The following is a 16,000-nucleotide window of genomic DNA, read 5'->3' on the forward strand; positions in this document are numbered from 1 at the left end:
GGTGTTAAGCCCCTGCCATGAAACCATCGCTAGTCTTGAGAATGGGCCAGCAGCTGACGATGACACCGCAGCTGCAACAGGCCATCCGCCTGCTCCAATTGTCGACCCTGGACCTGCAACAGGAAATCCAGGAGGCCCTGGAATCCAATCCGATGCTCGAACGCCAGGAAGAAGGCGACGACTTCGACAATACCGATCCTTTGGCCGACAACGTCGAACAAAAAACCAACACCGACATTCAGGAACCCTCCTATCAGGAAACCGCCCCGACGGTGGACAACCTGGAAGATGGCGAATGGAACGAGCGCATTCCTAACGAACTGCCCGTTGATACCGCCTGGGAAGACGTCTACCAGACCAGCGCCAGCAGTCTGCCCAGCAGCGATGACGACGAGTGGGACTTCACCACCCGCACCTCCGCCGGCGAAAGCCTGCAAAGCCATTTGCTGTGGCAATTGAACCTGGCGCCGATGTCCGACACCGACCGCCTGATCGCCGTGACCCTGATCGATTGCATCAACAATCAGGGCTACCTCGACGAAACCCTCGAAGAAATCCTCGACGCCTTTGATCCGGAGCTCGACATCGAGCTGGACGAGATCGAGGCCGTTCTGCACCGCATTCAACAGTTCGAACCCGCCGGCATCGGCGCGCGCAACCTCGGCGAATGCCTGTTGCTGCAACTGCGTCAGCTCCCGGCCAAGACCCCGTGGCTCAACGAAGCCAAACGTCTGGTCAGCGATTACATCGATCTGCTCGGCAGTCGTGACTACAGCCAGTTGATGCGGCGCATGAAGCTCAAGGAAGACGAGCTGCGTCAGGTCATCGAACTGGTGCAAAGCCTCAATCCACGCCCGGGCTCACAGATCGAATCGACCGAAGCCGAGTACGTGGTGCCCGACGTCATTGTGCGCAAGGACAACGAGCGCTGGCTGGTCGAATTGAATCAGGAGTCGGTGCCCCGTTTGCGGGTCAACGCGCAGTACGCCGGTTTCGTCCGTCGCGCCGACACCAGCGCCGACAACACCTTCATGCGCAACCAGTTGCAAGAAGCACGCTGGTTCATCAAGAGCCTGCAGAGCCGCAACGAAACCCTGATGAAAGTGGCCACCCAGATCGTCGAGCATCAGCGCGGTTTCCTGGAGTACGGCGACGAAGCCATGAAGCCGTTGGTCCTGCACGACATCGCCGAAGCGGTAGGCATGCACGAATCGACGATTTCCCGGGTCACCACACAGAAATTCATGCATACCCCACGGGGCATTTATGAACTGAAATACTTTTTCTCCAGCCATGTAAGCACCTCCGAAGGCGGTGAATGCTCGTCCACGGCGATCCGCGCGATCATCAAAAAACTGGTTGCAGCGGAAAATCAGAAAAAGCCGTTGAGTGACAGCAAGATCGCTGGTTTACTGGAGGCACAAGGCATTCAGGTGGCTCGCCGCACCGTCGCCAAGTACCGTGAATCCCTAGGGATCGCGCCTTCGAGCGAACGCAAGCGGTTGATGTAAGCCACGTTACAGCGTTCCAGTGGCAGGCTGTTCGGCCTGCCGCTTTATGCACTGGCAACGAAGGAGAAGCTGTATGCAAGTCAACATCAGTGGACACCAACTGGAAGTTACCCAACCTCTCCGTGAATACGTTGAGCAGAAGCTCAAGAGGCTTGAGGGACATTTCGACAAGATCACCAACGTGCAAGTCACGATGTGCGTCGAAAAGCTGAAGCAGAAAATCGAAGCCACGCTGCATATTCCCGGCAATGAGGTCGTCGCAAACGCGGAACATACCGACATGTACGCAGCGATCGACGCGCTGACCGACAAGCTTGATAAACAACTCAAAAAGCATAAGGAAAAGACCCAGAGCCTGCTTCAGGGCGCTACCGGTCGATAACCCCCACCCCCATGATCCGACTTGAAAGTATCCTGACCCCCGGCCGTTCCCTGGTGAACGTGCCGGGCGGCAGTAAAAAGAAAGCCCTCGAACAGATTGCCAACCTGATCGCCCGCGAAGTGCCGGATCTGGAGATGCAAGATGTCTTCGAAGCGCTGATCGCCCGTGAGAAACTCGGTTCCACCGGTTTCGGCAACGGCATCGCCATCCCCCACTGTCGTCTCAAAGGCTGCGAAGCGCCTATCAGCGCGTTGATGCACCTTGAAGCGCCCATCGATTTCGATGCAATCGACGGCGCACCGGTTGACCTGCTGTTTGTCTTGCTGGTCCCGGAAGCGGCCACCGATGCTCATCTGGAATTACTGCGCCAGATCGCCAGCATGCTCGACCGCAAGGAAGTGCGCGAAAAACTGCGTAGCGCACCGAGCAATGAAGCCTTGTATCAGGTCGTCCTGAGCGAGCAGAACGGTCACTAATCATGCGTTTGATCATCGTCAGCGGCCGCTCCGGCTCGGGTAAAAGTACCGCCCTGAATGTTCTTGAGGACAACGGCTACTACTGCATCGACAACCTGCCGGCCGGTCTGCTGCCGGAACTCGCCGAACGCGCCCTGATTCATACCGAGCTGGCTCAGCCGTTGGTGGCTGTGTCGATCGATGCGCGAAACCTGCCGAGTCATTTGTCACGCTTCCCCGAGTTGCTCGAAGAAGTCCGCGCCCGACACATCCAGTGTGATGTGCTGTATCTGGATGCCGACGAAGAAACCTTGCTCAAACGCTTCTCGGAAACCCGCCGTCGCCACCCGCTGAGCACCGCCAACCGCTCACTGGCCGAAGCGATCGAAGATGAAACCGCCCTGCTCGGCCCGATTGCCGACCTGGCCGATCTCAAGGTCAACACCACCAATCTGAATCTGTACCAGTTGCGCGATACCATCAAACTGCGCCTGCTGAACCAGCCGGAGCCGGGGACGGCATTTCTGGTTGAATCGTTCGGTTTCAAGCGCGGCATGCCGGTGGACGCGGATCTGGTGTTCGACGTGCGCTGCCTGCCCAATCCGTACTGGAAGCCTGAATTGCGCGCACAATCCGGACTCGACGCACCGGTCGCCGAGTATCTGGCGACGCAGCCGGAGGTCGAAGAGATGTTCCAGGACATCTACGGCTACCTGAATAAATGGTTGCCGCGCTTTGCGGCGAGCAATCGCGCCTATGTCACCATTGCCATTGGCTGCACTGGCGGACATCACCGCTCCGTTTACCTGACCGAACGCCTGGGTCAGGCCCTGCAGAAAACCCTGAAGAACGTCCAGGTTCGCCACCGCGACCTCACTTAAAGGATTCACACCGCGATGCCTGCTCTGGAAATCGAAATCATCAATAAACTGGGCCTGCATGCCCGAGCGTCGGCCAAGTTCGTCGGGGTGGCGGGGCAGTTCCCGGATTGCACGATCAGAGTGGGTCGCACACCGGAAACCACGGTGGATGGCAAAAGCATCATGGCGATGATGATGCTGGCCGCCGGTAAAGGCACCAAAATATATTTGAGTACTGAAGGACATCAGGAACAGGAAGCGCTGGATGCGCTGGTGGCGTTGATCAACAACTACTTCGATGAGGGTGGTTGATCGTTAAAAGATCAAAAGATCAAAAGATCGCAGCCTGCGGCAGCTCCTACATTGGAATGCGTTCACTGTAGGAGCTGCCGCAGGCTGCGATCTTTTGATATTCAACCCAACGCCGTATCCATCACCATCATCAGACAAAACCCGATCAGCAAGCCTAGGCTGGCCAGCTTGTCATGACCATTGCGCCGCGACTCGGGAATGACCTCATGAGTCACCACCAGCAACATCGCCCCCGCCGCCAGCGCCAGCCCCAACGGCAATAACAGCTCCGCCAGACTGACCAGCCAAGCACAGAGCAGCGCAAACACCGGTTCGACCAGTCCTGACGCCGCACCGATCAAGAATGCCTTGACCCGCGACATTCCTGCCCCCGCCAGTACCAGCGCAATCACCAATCCCTCCGGCACATCCTGCAAGGCGATGCCCATCGCCAGACTGTCGGCATCCGGCATGCCGCCGCCAGCAGACACCCCCACCGCCATGCCTTCCGGAATGTTGTGGGCAATGATGGCGAAGACGAACAGCCAGATCCGCGGCGGAATCACCGGGTGCTCGGGGGTACCGACGAGCATTTCCGGTGAGGCGCCGGACAGTTTCAGATCCACCAGATACAGAGCGAATGCACCGAGCATGATGCCGAAGCAGATCAGACCGCTGGCGGCCCAGGGTGTCAGGCCCAGACTTTCGGCCGCGGCAATGCCCGGCACGATCAGCGAAAAAGCGGTCGCCGCCAGCATCACGCCGGCGCCGAAACCCAGCAGCGTATCGCTGAGCCTCTGCGGCATGCGCCGGATCACCAGCACCGGCACCGCACCGAGGGCCGTGCCGAGGGCGCAGATCGCGCCGCCCTGCAAGGCCCGCGACAGTTTCGGCTGCAGATCCAGCCATTCCAGCCCATGCGCCGCGAGCAAGGTGATGCCCGCCAGCAGCAACAGCGACCCGACCGCGTAACGAAACATGCGCCCACCGCCAATCGCCAGTGTTTCAGTGCCCATAGTCAGCCTTGGATTGTTTTTATAGATGACTTAAACCAGTGCCGCCTGATAGCGCGCGGCAACTTCAGGCCAATTGATCACGTTGTAGAACGCGTTGATGTATTCCGGACGACGGTTCTGGTAACGCAAGTAGTAGGCGTGTTCCCAGACGTCCAGACCCAGAATCGGCGTGTTGCCGTTCATCAACGGGCTGTCCTGATTACCGCTGCTTTCCACGATAAGTTTTTTCTCCGGAGTCACGCTGAGCCAGGCCCAGCCACTGCCGAAACGGGTCAACGCGGCTTTGGTGAAGGCTTCCTTGAAACTGTCGAGACCGCCCAGTTGCTCCTCGATCGCCTTGGCCAGCGCGCCGTTCGGCTTGCCACCACCGTTGGGCACCATGACTTCCCAGAACAACGAATGGTTGGCGTGGCCGCCACCCTGGTTGATCACCGCCGCGCGGAGTTTTTCCGGCAACTGCTGAACGCTGGCGACCAGTTTTTCCACCGGCCACTCGGCGTACTCGGTGCCTTCGACGGCGGCATTGAGGTTGTTGATGTAGGTCTGGTGGTGCTTGGTGTAGTGAATCTCCATGGTTTGCGCATCGATGTGCGGTTCCAGGGCGTCGTAGGCGTACGGCAAGGCAGGCAAGGTAAAAGCCATTTCAGTGGACTCCATGGTGATGTGAGGCTGACGCGCGGCGTGCATTGCCGGTGTCCGGGTGCAGCAGGCGCTGGGTACGCGGATATTCGCCGTGTTCGCTGATGAAATTCAGCAGTTCGACGTAAGTCTTGCTGCTCTGGCGCAGCGCCGCTTCACGCAGCGCCGGACGCAGGCGCTCGTCCTGCATGGTCTGCAACAGCCGTTGATGAATCGCGCAAAGGTACTCGGCGCTCTCCTCCGGCTGATTCAGGCGCAGGTGCAGGTCCGCCAGGTTGTGATGGGAGATGACGCAGGCCGCCACCGCTTCGTCGGCATCGGCCCAGCGTTCGAACAGCACTTGCGCCAGGGCCAGGGCCTGCAAGTAAGCCTCGCGGGCATCGATCAGCTCGCCCAGCATGAAGCAGCGATTGGCCCGTTCGATCGTGCGTTTCCAGTGCTCCATGGTGAGCCTCCAAAGCGGTTGCGGGATTTATACGCCGCCGGCGGTGAGTTTCTCGGGATTGAGCAACTCTTCCAGTTGGCTGCGCGACAAGTCGGTATGTTCCAGCGCGACATCGATCACCGGGCGCCCCTGTTTGTAGGCCTGCTTGGCGATTTCGGCGGCTTTCTGGTAGCCGATGATCGGGTTGAGCGCGGTGACCAGAATCGGATTACGCGACAGCGCTTCCTTGAGCCGCGACTCGTTGACCTTGAAGCTGGCGATGGCCTTGTCACCGAGCAAGCGGCTGGAATTGGCCAGCAGCTCAATGCTGCTCAGCAGGTTCTGCGCGATGATCGGCAGCATCACGTTCAGTTCGAAGTTGCCCGACTGGCCGGCGATAGTGATCACCGAGTCGTTGCCGATCACTTGTGCGGCGACCATGGCGGTGGCTTCCGGGATGACCGGATTGACCTTGCCCGGCATGATCGACGAGCCCGGCTGCAGGCCCTCCAGCTCGATTTCGCCGAGACCGGCGAGCGGGCCGGAGTTCATCCAGCGCAGGTCATTGGCGATTTTCATCAGCGACACGGCCGTGGCCTTGAGCTGCCCGGAGACGGCGACTGCGGTGTCCTGCGAGCCGATCAGCGCGAACAGATCCTTGCCCGGAGTGAATTGCACATTCGTCAGCTGACTGAGCTGGCGGCTGAAACGCGCGGCGAATTCCGGATGCGCATTGATCCCGGTGCCGACCGCCGTGCCGCCCTGCGCCAGCGACTGCAGGCTCGGCAGCAAGTCCTGCAGATGAGCGATATTGGCCTTGAGCTGCTGCGCCCAGCCATTGAGCACCTGACTCATACGCACCGGCATAGCGTCCATCAAATGGGTGCGACCGGTTTTGACGTGGCGGTGAACCTGTTCGGCTTTGTTTTCGATGACCTGCACCAGGTGCAACAGCGCCGGCAGCAGCTGTTCGTGCAGCGCCAGGGCAGCACTGACGTGGATGGTGGTCGGGATGATGTCGTTGCTGCTCTGGCCGCAATTGACGTGATCGTTGGCGTTGACCGGCTCGCCGAGCAGGCGGCTGGCGAGGGTCGCGATCACTTCGTTGGCGTTCATGTTGGAGCTGGTGCCGGAGCCGGTCTGGAAGATATCCACCGGGAAATGCTGCATGAAGTCGCCTTCGAGCAGGCCTTGCGCGGCATCGCTGATGGCTTTGCCTTGGCCGGCGCTGAGCTGGTTGAGCTCGACGTTGGCCCGCGCGGCGGCGGCTTTGGCGAGGATCAGCGCACGGATGAATTGCGTCGGCATCGGCTTGCCGCTGATCGGGAAGTTATCCACTGCACGCTGGGTCTGCGCGCCGTAGAGAGCGTCCACCGGCACCTGCAATTCGCCCATGCTGTCGCGCTCAATACGTGTCTTGGTCATCGGTAAATCCTTGGACTAATTCAATGAGAGGAATCGAGGGAAGCAACTCGCAGGTAGCCAGCTGCCAGGTGTAACGCTGCCAGCGCTGGAGCCGGCAGTTGCACAGCGACAGGCGCTCCATTTCACGCAGCGGCCGCCAGGCTTGATCGAGACACAGGCTGCGCCAGTGCCACGGCAAGGCGATGTCGGTGGCCGTGTCGAGCAGCAAACGGAAGGAGGTTTCAGCGATGGTCCACGGGGAAGTCGCGGTGCAGCAGGCCAGATAACGGCCTTCGGCCAGGTAATGTTCGATCAGGCGCGGCTCGTCAGGATCCATTGCGCAACGGATCTGGCGACTCATCCAGCGCCAGCTTTCGAGGTACGGCTGCTCGTGCAAGGCAGAACTCATGATCCGGGACTCATTCGGAGATGAGATTCATTATTAGATGATAATGAGAACCAAAACAAGACCGCTGTGTAGGAGCTGCCGCAGGCTGCGATCTTTTGATTTTGCTTTTACACACAAGATCAAGAGATCGCTGCCTGCGGCAGCTCCTACAGGGCGGACATGAAAAAGGCGCGCCATCCGGGTGGATGGCGCGCCTTTTTGTGCAGATGGGAGCTTAGCTACCCGCGACAGTCATCCGCTCGATCAACACCGACCCCGTGCGAATATTGCTGCGCAGTTCCAGATCATTACCGACCGCAACGATCTGCTTGAACATGTCGCGCATGTTGCCGGCGATGGTCACTTCCTGCACCGCGAACTGGATTTCGCCGTTCTCGACCCAGAAACCCGCCGCACCACGCGAGTAATCGCCGGTCACCATGTTCAAACCATGGCCCATCAACTCGGTAACCAACAAGCCACGGCCCATGCGTTTCAACAGCGCCGCCTGGTCTTCATCACCGTGAGTGACGAACAGGTTGTGCACACCACCGGCATTGGCGGTGCTCGGCATGCCGAGTTTGCGCCCGGAGTAGGTGCCGAGGATGTACGACACCAACTCGCCCTTCTCGACGAACGGTTTGGCATAGGTGGCTAGACCATCACCGTCGTAGGACGCACTGCCCATGGCGCGCATCAGGTGTGGACGCTCATCGATGGTCAGCCATTCCGGAAACAGCTTCTGCCCCAGGGTGCCTTCGAGGAACGACGATTTGCGATACAGACTGCCGCCAGACACCGCCGACAGGAAGCTGCCGAACAAGCCGCCCGCCAGCTCGGCGGAAAACAGCACCGGCACTTCGCAGGTCGGCACCGGACGCGCGCCCAGTCGGCTCGCCGCCCTTTGCGCGGCACGCTGGCCGATGCTCACCGGATCCGCCAGCAGGCTGCCCTGGCGATTGACGTCATACCAGTAATCGCGCTGCATCTGGCCATCGGCTTCGGCGATCATCACGCAGCTCAGGCTGTGCCGGGTCGACGCGTAACCACCGATGAAACCGTGGCTGTTGCCGTACACTCGGCAGCCCTGATGCGTGCTGAGGGTGGTGCCGTCAGCGTTCTTGATGCGCGCATCGGCGTCGAACGCGGCGGCTTCACAGAGCAACGCCTTCTCGATGGCCTGCTCCGGGGTGATGTCCCATTCGTGGAACAGATCGAAATCCTGCACATCCCTGGCCATCAGCGCGGCATCGGCGAGACCCGAGGCTTCGTCTTCAGAGGTGTGTTTGGCGATCGCCAGTGCGGCAGCAACGGTTTCACGAATCGCGTCCGGCCCGGTGGCGGAGGTGCTGGCCGAGCCTTTGCGCTGGCCGACGTACAGGGTGATGCCAAAGCCCTGGTCGCGGTTGAACTCGACCGTCTCGACCTCACGCTGACGCACCGACGTCGACAAACCCTGCTCCAGCGACACCGCGACTTCACAGGCACTGGCGCCCTGACGCCTGGCTTCGGCGATGATCTGCTCGACCTGTTCCTGCAGTGCCGGCAATGCTTGCGGGCCGACGCTTTGAACTGCACTCATGCTCATCTCCACTCAAATTCTGCTTTCGGCTGGGGTCATCGAGCGACCGGGCCGGACAAGCGGCCCCCGACTGGTTATCATGGCGGCGTTTCTTTGCGGACTGCCACCATGGTTGATTCTTACGACGACTCCCTCGATACGGGAGAAAAAAGCAAATCTCAGGTCAAACGCGAGCTGCATGCTCTGGTTGACCTTGGCGAGCGCCTTACAACACTCAAGCCCGACTTGCAGGCAAAACTGCCATTGACCGACGCCTTGCGCCGGGCCCTGGCTGATGCGCCGAAGCACACCGCGAACATCGCGCGTAAACGGCACCTGCAGTTCATCGGCAAACTGATGCGCGATCAGGACACTGACGCGATTCTGGTCCTGCTCGATCAACTCGATGCCTCCACCCGTCAGTACAACGAGCGTTTCCACAACCTCGAACGCTGGCGTGACCGCCTGATCGCCGGTGACGATGCCGTGCTGGAGAAATTCGTCGTCGAGTACCCGGACGCCGATCGCCAACAACTGCGTTCCCTGATCCGTCAGGCTCAGCACGAGGTTGCACATAACAAACCTCCTGCCTCCAGCCGCAAGATCTTCAAGTACATCCGTGAGCTGGACGATACCCAACGCGGCCTGCGTTGATATCTCGCTCCTGTAGGAGCTGCCGCAGGCTGCGATCTTTTGATCTGAAAAAGCAAAGATCGCAGCCTGCGGCAGCTCCTACAGAGGATGTTTCCATCCTTATGCGCCCGTGCCACCCACGGTAATCGCATCGATTTTCAGCGTCGGCTGACCGACACCCACCGGCACCGACTGCCCGTCCTTGCCGCACGTGCCCACACCGCTGTCCAGCGCCAGATCGTTACCGACCATCGACACCCGGCTCATCGCCTCGGGGCCGTTGCCGATCAACGTCGCGCCCTTGACCGGCGCAGTGATCTTGCCGTCCTCGATCAGGTACGCCTCGCTGGTGGAGAACACGAACTTGCCGCTGGTGATATCGACCTGACCGCCGCCGAGGTTGGCGCAGTAGATGCCCTTCTTCACCGACGCGATGATTTCCGCCGGATCGCTCTCGCCACCGAGCATGTAGGTGTTGGTCATGCGCGGCATCGGCAGATGCGCGTAGGACTCGCGACGACCGTTGCCGGTACGGGCCACGCCCATCAGGCGCGCATTGAGCTTGTCCTGCATGTAGCCCTTGAGCACGCCGTTTTCGATCAGCGTGGTGCACTCGGTCGGGGTGCCTTCGTCGTCGACGCTCAGCGAACCGCGACGGCCGCTCAACGTGCCGTCATCGACAATGGTGCAGAGCTTGGAGGCAACCATTTCGCCCATCCGCCCGCTGTAGGCCGAACTGCCCTTGCGGTTGAAATCGCCTTCCAGACCATGACCGACCGCTTCGTGCAGCAGCACGCCGGACCAGCCCGAACCGAGGACGACAGGCAAGGTACCGGCCGGTGCCGGAATCGCTTCCAGATTGACCAGCGCCTGACGCAGCGCCTCACGGGCATAACCCATGGCACGGTCTTCGGCGAGGAAATAACGGTAGTCGGTTCGCCCGCCGCCGCCATGTCCGCCACGCTCGCGACGGCCATTCTGCTCGACGATCACGCTGACGTTGAAACGCACCAGCGGACGCACATCGGCGGCCAGGCCACCATCGGTGGACGCCACCAGAATCCGTTCCCAGACCCCGGCCATGCTCACGCTGACTTGCTGAATCCGTGGATCGAGGGCGCGGGTAGCGACGTCGATGCGCTTGAGCAACTCGACTTTTTCAGCACGGCTGAGCACTTCCAGCGGATTGTCCGGCGCGTACAACTGCGCGACATCCTGAGTGCTGAACGCCTGCACCGTGCCGTTCTGCCCGGCGCGGGAGATCGAGCGCGCAGCGCGAGCCGCAGCACCGAGGGCTTCGAGGGTGATCGCGTTGCTGTAGGCAAAACCGGTTTTCTCGCCGGACTGCGCACGCACGCCGACCCCTTGGTCGAGGTTGAAGCTGCCTTCCTTGACGATGCCGTCTTCCAGCGACCACGACTCGGAAATCTGGCCCTGGAAATACAGGTCGGCAGCATCGATACCCGGGCCGGCCAGGTCACCGAGCACGCCTTGCAGGCTCTCGATGGTCACGCCGCCGGGCGCCAACAGGTGATCACTGACTGAGGACAACAACTCGCTCATAGGTTTACGCCTTAAATTCGTGTTCTGAGGCAGGACGCTGTGCGCCCTGCGAGAAAAACCGCCGGTGATTGGTCACCGGCATTCGCGCCCTGATAGACGCTTGTTCATCACTGTCGCGTGCGGCCAACAATACCGCCTCGCCTTGATCCTGATGCGCCAGCACCCGGCCCCACGGGTCGATGATCGCCGCATGACCGAAGGTCTCACGCGGTCCCGGATGGGTCCCGCCCTGTGCTGCCGCCAACACGTAACACTGCGTCTCGATGGCCCGGGCGCGAATCAGCACGTCCCAGTGCGCCGCACCGGTCACCGCGGTAAAGGCCGACGGCGCGGTGATCAACTCGGCACCGGCAGCGCGCAATTCGCTGTACAGCTCCGGGAAGCGCAGGTCGTAACACACGGTCAGACCAACCCGACCAACTGGCGTGTCCGCCACCACCACGCCACTGCCATAAGCATAGTCATCGGATTCGCGATACCGCCCGCGATTGTCCGCCACATCGACATCGAACAGGTGCAACTTGTCATACCGCGCAACGGTTTCGCCCTGATCGTTGACCAGCAGCGAACACGCGTGGGACTTGGCGTCCGGCTGCCCGAGCGGAGGCAACGGCAACGTGCCGGCCACTATCCATAACTTGAGGTCGCGGGCGGTCTGTTTCAACCATGGCAGGATCGGCCCTTCGCCGAGCGCTTCGGCGCGGCCGATGTCGGCGATGTCGCGACGGCCCATGGCAGCGAAGTTTTCCGGCAGCACCGCCAGCTTCGCGCCGCCGGCCGCGGCCTGTTCGAGCAGGCGTCGAGCCTGCGCCAGATTGGCCAGCACATCACTCTGGCTGACCATTTGAATCACCGCTAAAGACATGGCAGCTTCCTGACAGGGAGTCCACTTATCACTGTAGGAGCTGCCGCAGGCTGCGATCTTTTGATTTTGCTTTTAAAAACCAGATCAAAAGATCGCAGCCTGCGCCAGCTCCTACACGGGGGAAAGCCTCATGCTACTCAAAAAGGCTTGTCGAAGGTGATTTTCGGCTCTTTCCACGGACCTTTGACCGTGTACTTGACGCTGGCGAAGCGCGCCACGCGGTCGCCGATCAACTTGTCGATCAGGAACAATGCCCCGCCGACCGCCGGTGCGCCGACGATCAGCGCGGCAATCGGCAAGTTGTTGGTCACCGGCAAGGTCACCAGCAATTTCGCATCGACCTTATCGCCGACCAGATCCAGCGTACCGTCCAGCTCAAGATTGCTCGAAGGACCGGTCAGACGAATTGGCTCGCGAGTGACGTATACGCCGTTATTTGCCACCAACAGGCCCTTGACCCGATCGTAGCTCAAGCCTTTGCCGAACAAGTCGGAGAAGTCCAGACGCAGGCGGCGGCCGATGGAGTTGAAGTTGAGCAGACCGAACACCCGCAACGCCTGCGCACCGCCCTCCACTTCAACGAACTGACCTTTATTGAGCGAGGCATCCAGTGTGCCGGAGAAGCGTTTGGTCGCCAGCCATGCCGGCGAGCCTGGCCAGCGGCCATCGACGTCCATGTGGAATTCTTCACTGGTCACGCTCGGCGCAAAGCCCCAGCCCTTGAGCACATCGGCGAGATTCTTGCCGCTGATCCGGCCCTTGAACCAGCTGTTGGTCGAACCCGGCGCCCCTTCCCAGCCGCCATTGCCCTGCAACAGGATGCCCTTGAGGCCCATGTCGAGATTGTTCAGGGCGATGCCTTTGGCGGTCGGGCGCACTTTCAGCGACCAGCCGCCCACCAGATCCGGGCCGAGGAACAACTGATTGATGGTGATATCCAGCGCGGGAATTTTCGTCGGGTCGACCGAAACCAGCGGATCAGGCGAATTCTCGTCAGCCTGCACCGTCGGATCCGGCGCCGGCAGGCGTACGTATTGCAGATTGACCGCAATCGGCGCGCCCTTGGCATCGGGCAGGCTGGCCGAACCCTTGGCCTGCTGACTGTCGAGCGCCAGATTCCACGCCCAGGGTTTGCGATTGACCTGCACTGCGGCCTGATCCAGCGTGGTGCCGAAAGCGGTGAGCTTGCCCACTTTGAAGTCGGCACTGTTGAGCAATTGCTTGGCGCTGCCACCCGGGTCGTTGCCGGCGTATTTGCTGACCAGATCCTGCCATGGCGCGACGTCCAGCTCCGACAGCACACCGCGAATGCGCAAGCCCTTGGCATCCGGCAGAACCGCGTCGCCCGTACCGAGGAACAGCTCACCGCGACCATCGGCGATATTGCTCGGCGGCGCGGCGAAGGTGAAGCTTGCCAGTTGATCGTAGCTGACCCAGTAACGCCGCTCCGCACCTTGCAGCGTCATGCGGAACACCGTGTCACGACCCTGCTCGGCCGACATGCCGAACGGTGCCGGCAGATCCACCGCGACGCCTTTCATGCTGGAACTGACGGTCAGCTGGCTGTCGGTACCGTCGAGGTTGACCTGCAACTGATACGGAAGGGTCCCGGACACCGGCAACGGCTGAGTCACGCCCAGCCAGTCAGTGAGTTTTTTGACTTCGACCTGCCCGGAAGCCGCGACCCGAGTCTTGAGCTTGTTAGGGCTGCCATCAGCAAAAATCTGTGCGGTGACGGGTTTGTCGAAAGCCCTGGCGGCAATGTTCTGCCCGCTCAGCCCCTTGGCGCTGTCGAAGCGGAAATCGCCCTTGAGCTGACTCAGTTCCAGCTTCGGCTCAGCCAGTTTCAGGCGTGCATTGGCGGTCTTGAAGTCGACGAGGATCTTCGGCTGATCGCCCTTTTCCAGCGGAATGTCGAGTTTGACCTTGCCCTGCAGATCGCCCTCGCCTTCCCAGCCGGCAAAGGTTTCGCCAGTGCCGATCGGCGCGGTCTGCAGAATCTTCAAGCCATCACCTAACCCACCGGCAAACCCGCCGTCGAGCAACAGATGCGTAGGTTGCCCGGCCGGCACATGGGGAATGTTGACGAAGACATCGCTGACCTGGGTATCGAGCAATTGGCCCTTGTCGGCCACGATGCGCACGCCGCTGTCCTCGATGAACACATCGCCGCTGACCTTGCTGACATGCGGCCAGCCCGGCTGGAACGCCAGTTCGGCGTCATGCACCTTGAAGAACAGGCTGATGCTGCGATCCACGTCCTTGGCGTTTTTGCTCAGCGAACCCTGGTACTGGAAGAAGCCCTGGTCCACGGCGCCTTTAAGAATCGCCGTGCGCAGCCACTCGTCGAGGGCCGGGCTCAAGACTTCGGGCAGGTATTTGGCGGTGTAGCGACCGTCGCCATCGACCAGCCCGACGCGCAGGTCCATGTAGTCTTCCTGGCTATGGTCGAAGTGCAGGCGGATCAGGAAGTCGCCGGCAATCTTGCCCTCTTCGCCCAGCACTTTCAGGTACGGCGCGATCAGGGTGAAACCTTCTTTGTCGAGTTTCCAGGTCAGGCGGGCGTTGGCCTGGATGTATTGCCATGGCTTGGCGAAGATCGGGTCGAGGTGCAGGACGAAATCCTTGCTGTCCAGGCGCAACTCGCCGCCGTCGAGGTTGCCGCTGAGGCTGCCACTGACGTTTCGCGCCGCCGGGGCACCGTGATAGGCATCGAAACCGACATTATCGAGGTTGGCAGCGAAGCCGAATTTCGAGCCGTCGGTGGCGTTGGGCCGAAAATCCAGCAGCACGTTGCGCAGTCCACCCGTCACCTTCAGGTGGTCGACCACCGTGGCGACGCTTTCGGGCAATGGCCCCAGCGCATTGAGCAGCGGCGTGATCGGCGTCAGATCGAGGCGGTCGGCCTGCAAGTGCCACAGCTCATCGGCTTTATCGGTGGCCACCGTCTGCTTGAGCTGCACACGGGATTCCCAGCGGGTCTCGCCGAAGTTCATCGCCAGTGAATCGAGGGTAACAATCGCGCCTTCGTCATCCCGCTGGTAATAGCCGTTGAGCGCCAGATTGCTGATCTTGATTGGCTTGCGCTCGGCATAAGCGCCGGTCACCTGTGGTGCGTTCAAACGGATGGCGGCGCTTTGCAGGGCGCCGTCGTTCCAGCTCACCCACAGTTCGCCGCCCGCCTTGATCTCGGAGAAATTCCACTGTTGGGTCAAACGTTCCGGCAGCCACTTTGACCAGTCGCTTTGCGGCAGACTGACATAACCCTCCACCGAACTGTCCGGCAATCGAGAGGGGCGAATCCGCGTACGCAGGCTCATCGCCACCGGTTGCCCGTCGGGCAAGGTCAGACGAGCATCGAGACGCTGACGGCTGCTGCCGGTTTTCAGATTGAGACCGACGTAGGTGAAGGTCATCGGCGCCTGATCCAGCGGCTGCACGGTCACCTGACTGTCGAGCACCGAGAGTTGCTGAACCATCTGCGAGCGTTGGAACAATTGTTCGGGATCCAGCGGCTGGTCGTTCTGCACCGGCAGGCCTTCCAGCGCCCAGGTACCGTCCTGCGCTTCCTTGACGCTGATCTTCAGGCCGTTCAATTCCAGGTGGGCGATGCGGACTTCGCGCGCCAGCAGACTGGCCCAGAGGTCAGGCACCACGCGCACCCGATCCAGACGCAAGGCATTCGCGCCGTCGCCGACCATCACATCATGGGCCAGCAGAATCGGCGCGAAACCGCTCCAGTTGCCTTCCAGCTCGCCGATCTGCAACGGCATGCCGAGCGCAGCCGTGGCCTTGTCTTCGATATCGGTGCGGTATTCCGCCACCAGCGGCGCCAGTTCCCGACCGAGGCTGACGTACAACGCCATCAACACCAGAACCAACGCGCACAGGCCCAGCCCCCAGCGGGTCAGTGCGGCCAGAATGCGTGTCAGACGCTCCATGTCAGTTGGCTCCCATGGCGATAAAACTGCGAAAAGCTGAGGCCAGCCGTTTTGGATTGAATGTGCC

At 60.9% G+C, this 16,000-nt stretch carries 15 protein-coding genes; 6 read left to right on the forward strand and 9 right to left on the reverse strand.

Annotated elements, in window-relative coordinates; translation table 11 throughout:
- Positions 1 to 17: 17 nt before the first annotated feature.
- The 5 genes from ACU680_RS09750 to ACU680_RS09770 all read left to right on the forward strand — a co-directional run bounded on the left by ACU680_RS09750 (position 18) and on the right by ACU680_RS09770 (position 3,520).
- Complete coding sequence (locus tag ACU680_RS09750; RefSeq protein ID WP_448179322.1) at positions 18 to 1,511, forward strand: RNA polymerase factor sigma-54; 1,494 nt, start codon at positions 18 to 20, stop codon at positions 1,509 to 1,511.
- A 73-nt stretch (positions 1,512 to 1,584) separates the two neighbouring features.
- A complete protein-coding gene (gene hpf / locus ACU680_RS09755) occupies positions 1,585 to 1,893 on the forward strand; it encodes a ribosome hibernation-promoting factor, HPF/YfiA family (RefSeq protein ID WP_007953578.1) in 309 nt (102 codons plus the stop codon).
- Between the two features lie 11 nt (positions 1,894 to 1,904).
- Entirely contained in the window at positions 1,905 to 2,369 is a 465-nt protein-coding gene (gene ptsN / locus ACU680_RS09760; protein ID WP_007967207.1) for a PTS IIA-like nitrogen regulatory protein PtsN, read from the forward strand.
- Between the two features lie 2 nt (positions 2,370 to 2,371).
- The gene (gene rapZ / locus ACU680_RS09765; RefSeq protein WP_007967205.1) at positions 2,372 to 3,229 is read left to right on the forward strand and encodes an RNase adapter RapZ; all 858 of its coding nucleotides are present in this window, start codon (positions 2,372 to 2,374) and stop codon (positions 3,227 to 3,229) included.
- Between the two features lie 15 nt (positions 3,230 to 3,244).
- Positions 3,245 to 3,520: an HPr family phosphocarrier protein gene (locus tag ACU680_RS09770; protein ID WP_003221684.1), complete on the forward strand. Its 276-nt coding sequence runs from the start codon at positions 3,245 to 3,247 to the stop codon at positions 3,518 to 3,520.
- Between the two features lie 101 nt (positions 3,521 to 3,621).
- On the opposite strand, the gene ACU680_RS09775 is transcribed toward ACU680_RS09770, so the two are convergent.
- The 6 genes from ACU680_RS09775 to pmbA form a co-directional block, all read right to left on the reverse strand.
- The gene (locus ACU680_RS09775; protein WP_448179323.1) at positions 3,622 to 4,515 is read right to left on the reverse strand and encodes a ZIP family metal transporter; all 894 of its coding nucleotides are present in this window, start codon (positions 4,513 to 4,515) and stop codon (positions 3,622 to 3,624) included.
- A 30-nt stretch (positions 4,516 to 4,545) separates the two neighbouring features.
- Positions 4,546 to 5,157 carry a superoxide dismutase gene (locus ACU680_RS09780; protein WP_400764723.1) on the reverse strand — a complete coding sequence of 204 codons (612 nt, stop codon included), beginning with the start codon at positions 5,155 to 5,157 and terminating at the stop codon, positions 4,546 to 4,548.
- Position 5,158: 1 nt separating this feature from the next.
- Positions 5,159 to 5,599, reverse strand: coding sequence for a DUF2753 family protein (locus ACU680_RS09785; protein WP_007967199.1), 441 nt, complete (start codon positions 5,597 to 5,599; stop codon positions 5,159 to 5,161).
- A 27-nt stretch (positions 5,600 to 5,626) separates the two neighbouring features.
- Positions 5,627 to 7,003, reverse strand: coding sequence for a class II fumarate hydratase (locus ACU680_RS09790; protein WP_448179324.1), 1,377 nt, complete (start codon positions 7,001 to 7,003; stop codon positions 5,627 to 5,629).
- Positions 6,984 to 7,391 (reverse strand): FagA protein, encoded by a 408-nt coding sequence (locus tag ACU680_RS09795; protein ID WP_123587254.1) that lies wholly within the window; start codon positions 7,389 to 7,391, stop codon positions 6,984 to 6,986. Before ACU680_RS09795 ends, ACU680_RS09790 begins: the two co-directional genes overlap by 20 nt.
- Positions 7,392 to 7,605: 214 nt before the next feature.
- Positions 7,606 to 8,952, reverse strand: coding sequence for a metalloprotease PmbA (gene pmbA, locus ACU680_RS09800; protein ID WP_007961590.1), 1,347 nt, complete (start codon positions 8,950 to 8,952; stop codon positions 7,606 to 7,608).
- Between the two features lie 108 nt (positions 8,953 to 9,060).
- Between pmbA and yjgA the strand changes: the two genes are divergently transcribed.
- Positions 9,061 to 9,585 carry a ribosome biogenesis factor YjgA gene (gene yjgA / locus ACU680_RS09805; protein ID WP_007961589.1) on the forward strand — a complete coding sequence of 175 codons (525 nt, stop codon included), beginning with the start codon at positions 9,061 to 9,063 and terminating at the stop codon, positions 9,583 to 9,585.
- A gap of 99 nt (positions 9,586 to 9,684) precedes the next feature.
- Here yjgA and tldD read toward each other — a convergent pair whose 3' ends face one another.
- From tldD to ACU680_RS09820, 3 genes are all read right to left on the reverse strand, one after another.
- The gene (gene tldD, locus ACU680_RS09810; protein ID WP_007961588.1) at positions 9,685 to 11,127 is read right to left on the reverse strand and encodes a metalloprotease TldD; all 1,443 of its coding nucleotides are present in this window, start codon (positions 11,125 to 11,127) and stop codon (positions 9,685 to 9,687) included.
- A 4-nt stretch (positions 11,128 to 11,131) separates the two neighbouring features.
- Positions 11,132 to 11,992, reverse strand: coding sequence for a carbon-nitrogen hydrolase family protein (locus ACU680_RS09815; protein WP_367083112.1), 861 nt, complete (start codon positions 11,990 to 11,992; stop codon positions 11,132 to 11,134).
- 137 nt (positions 11,993 to 12,129) lie between these two features.
- Positions 12,130 to 15,933 carry a YhdP family protein gene (locus tag ACU680_RS09820; RefSeq protein WP_448179325.1) on the reverse strand — a complete coding sequence of 1,268 codons (3,804 nt, stop codon included), beginning with the start codon at positions 15,931 to 15,933 and terminating at the stop codon, positions 12,130 to 12,132.
- Positions 15,934 to 16,000 lie beyond the last annotated feature (67 nt).

Source organism: Pseudomonas sp. LF020, from assembly GCF_053456425.1.

Excerpts from the sequence above, each read along its gene's own strand:
- ACU680_RS09795 (WP_123587254.1), bottom strand. The coding sequence starts at position 7,391 with ATGAGTTCTGCCTTGCACGAGCAGCCGTACCTCGAAAGCTGGCGCTGG.
- yjgA (WP_007961589.1), top strand. The coding sequence starts at position 9,061 with ATGGTTGATTCTTACGACGACTCCCTCGATACGGGAGAAAAAAGCAAA.
- pmbA (WP_007961590.1), bottom strand. The coding sequence starts at position 8,952 with ATGAGTGCAGTTCAAAGCGTCGGCCCGCAAGCATTGCCGGCACTGCAG.
- ACU680_RS09820 (WP_448179325.1), bottom strand. The coding sequence starts at position 15,933 with ATGGAGCGTCTGACACGCATTCTGGCCGCACTGACCCGCTGGGGGCTG.
- ACU680_RS09780 (WP_400764723.1), bottom strand. The coding sequence starts at position 5,157 with ATGGCTTTTACCTTGCCTGCCTTGCCGTACGCCTACGACGCCCTGGAA.
- ACU680_RS09750 (WP_448179322.1), top strand. The coding sequence starts at position 18 with ATGAAACCATCGCTAGTCTTGAGAATGGGCCAGCAGCTGACGATGACA.
- tldD (WP_007961588.1), bottom strand. The coding sequence starts at position 11,127 with ATGAGCGAGTTGTTGTCCTCAGTCAGTGATCACCTGTTGGCGCCCGGC.
- ACU680_RS09815 (WP_367083112.1), bottom strand. The coding sequence starts at position 11,992 with ATGTCTTTAGCGGTGATTCAAATGGTCAGCCAGAGTGATGTGCTGGCC.
- hpf (WP_007953578.1), top strand. The coding sequence starts at position 1,585 with ATGCAAGTCAACATCAGTGGACACCAACTGGAAGTTACCCAACCTCTC.
- ACU680_RS09785 (WP_007967199.1), bottom strand. The coding sequence starts at position 5,599 with ATGGAGCACTGGAAACGCACGATCGAACGGGCCAATCGCTGCTTCATG.
- ACU680_RS09775 (WP_448179323.1), bottom strand. The coding sequence starts at position 4,515 with ATGGGCACTGAAACACTGGCGATTGGCGGTGGGCGCATGTTTCGTTAC.
- rapZ (WP_007967205.1), top strand. The coding sequence starts at position 2,372 with ATGCGTTTGATCATCGTCAGCGGCCGCTCCGGCTCGGGTAAAAGTACC.
- ACU680_RS09770 (WP_003221684.1), top strand. The coding sequence starts at position 3,245 with ATGCCTGCTCTGGAAATCGAAATCATCAATAAACTGGGCCTGCATGCC.
- ACU680_RS09790 (WP_448179324.1), bottom strand. The coding sequence starts at position 7,003 with ATGACCAAGACACGTATTGAGCGCGACAGCATGGGCGAATTGCAGGTG.
- ptsN (WP_007967207.1), top strand. The coding sequence starts at position 1,905 with ATGATCCGACTTGAAAGTATCCTGACCCCCGGCCGTTCCCTGGTGAAC.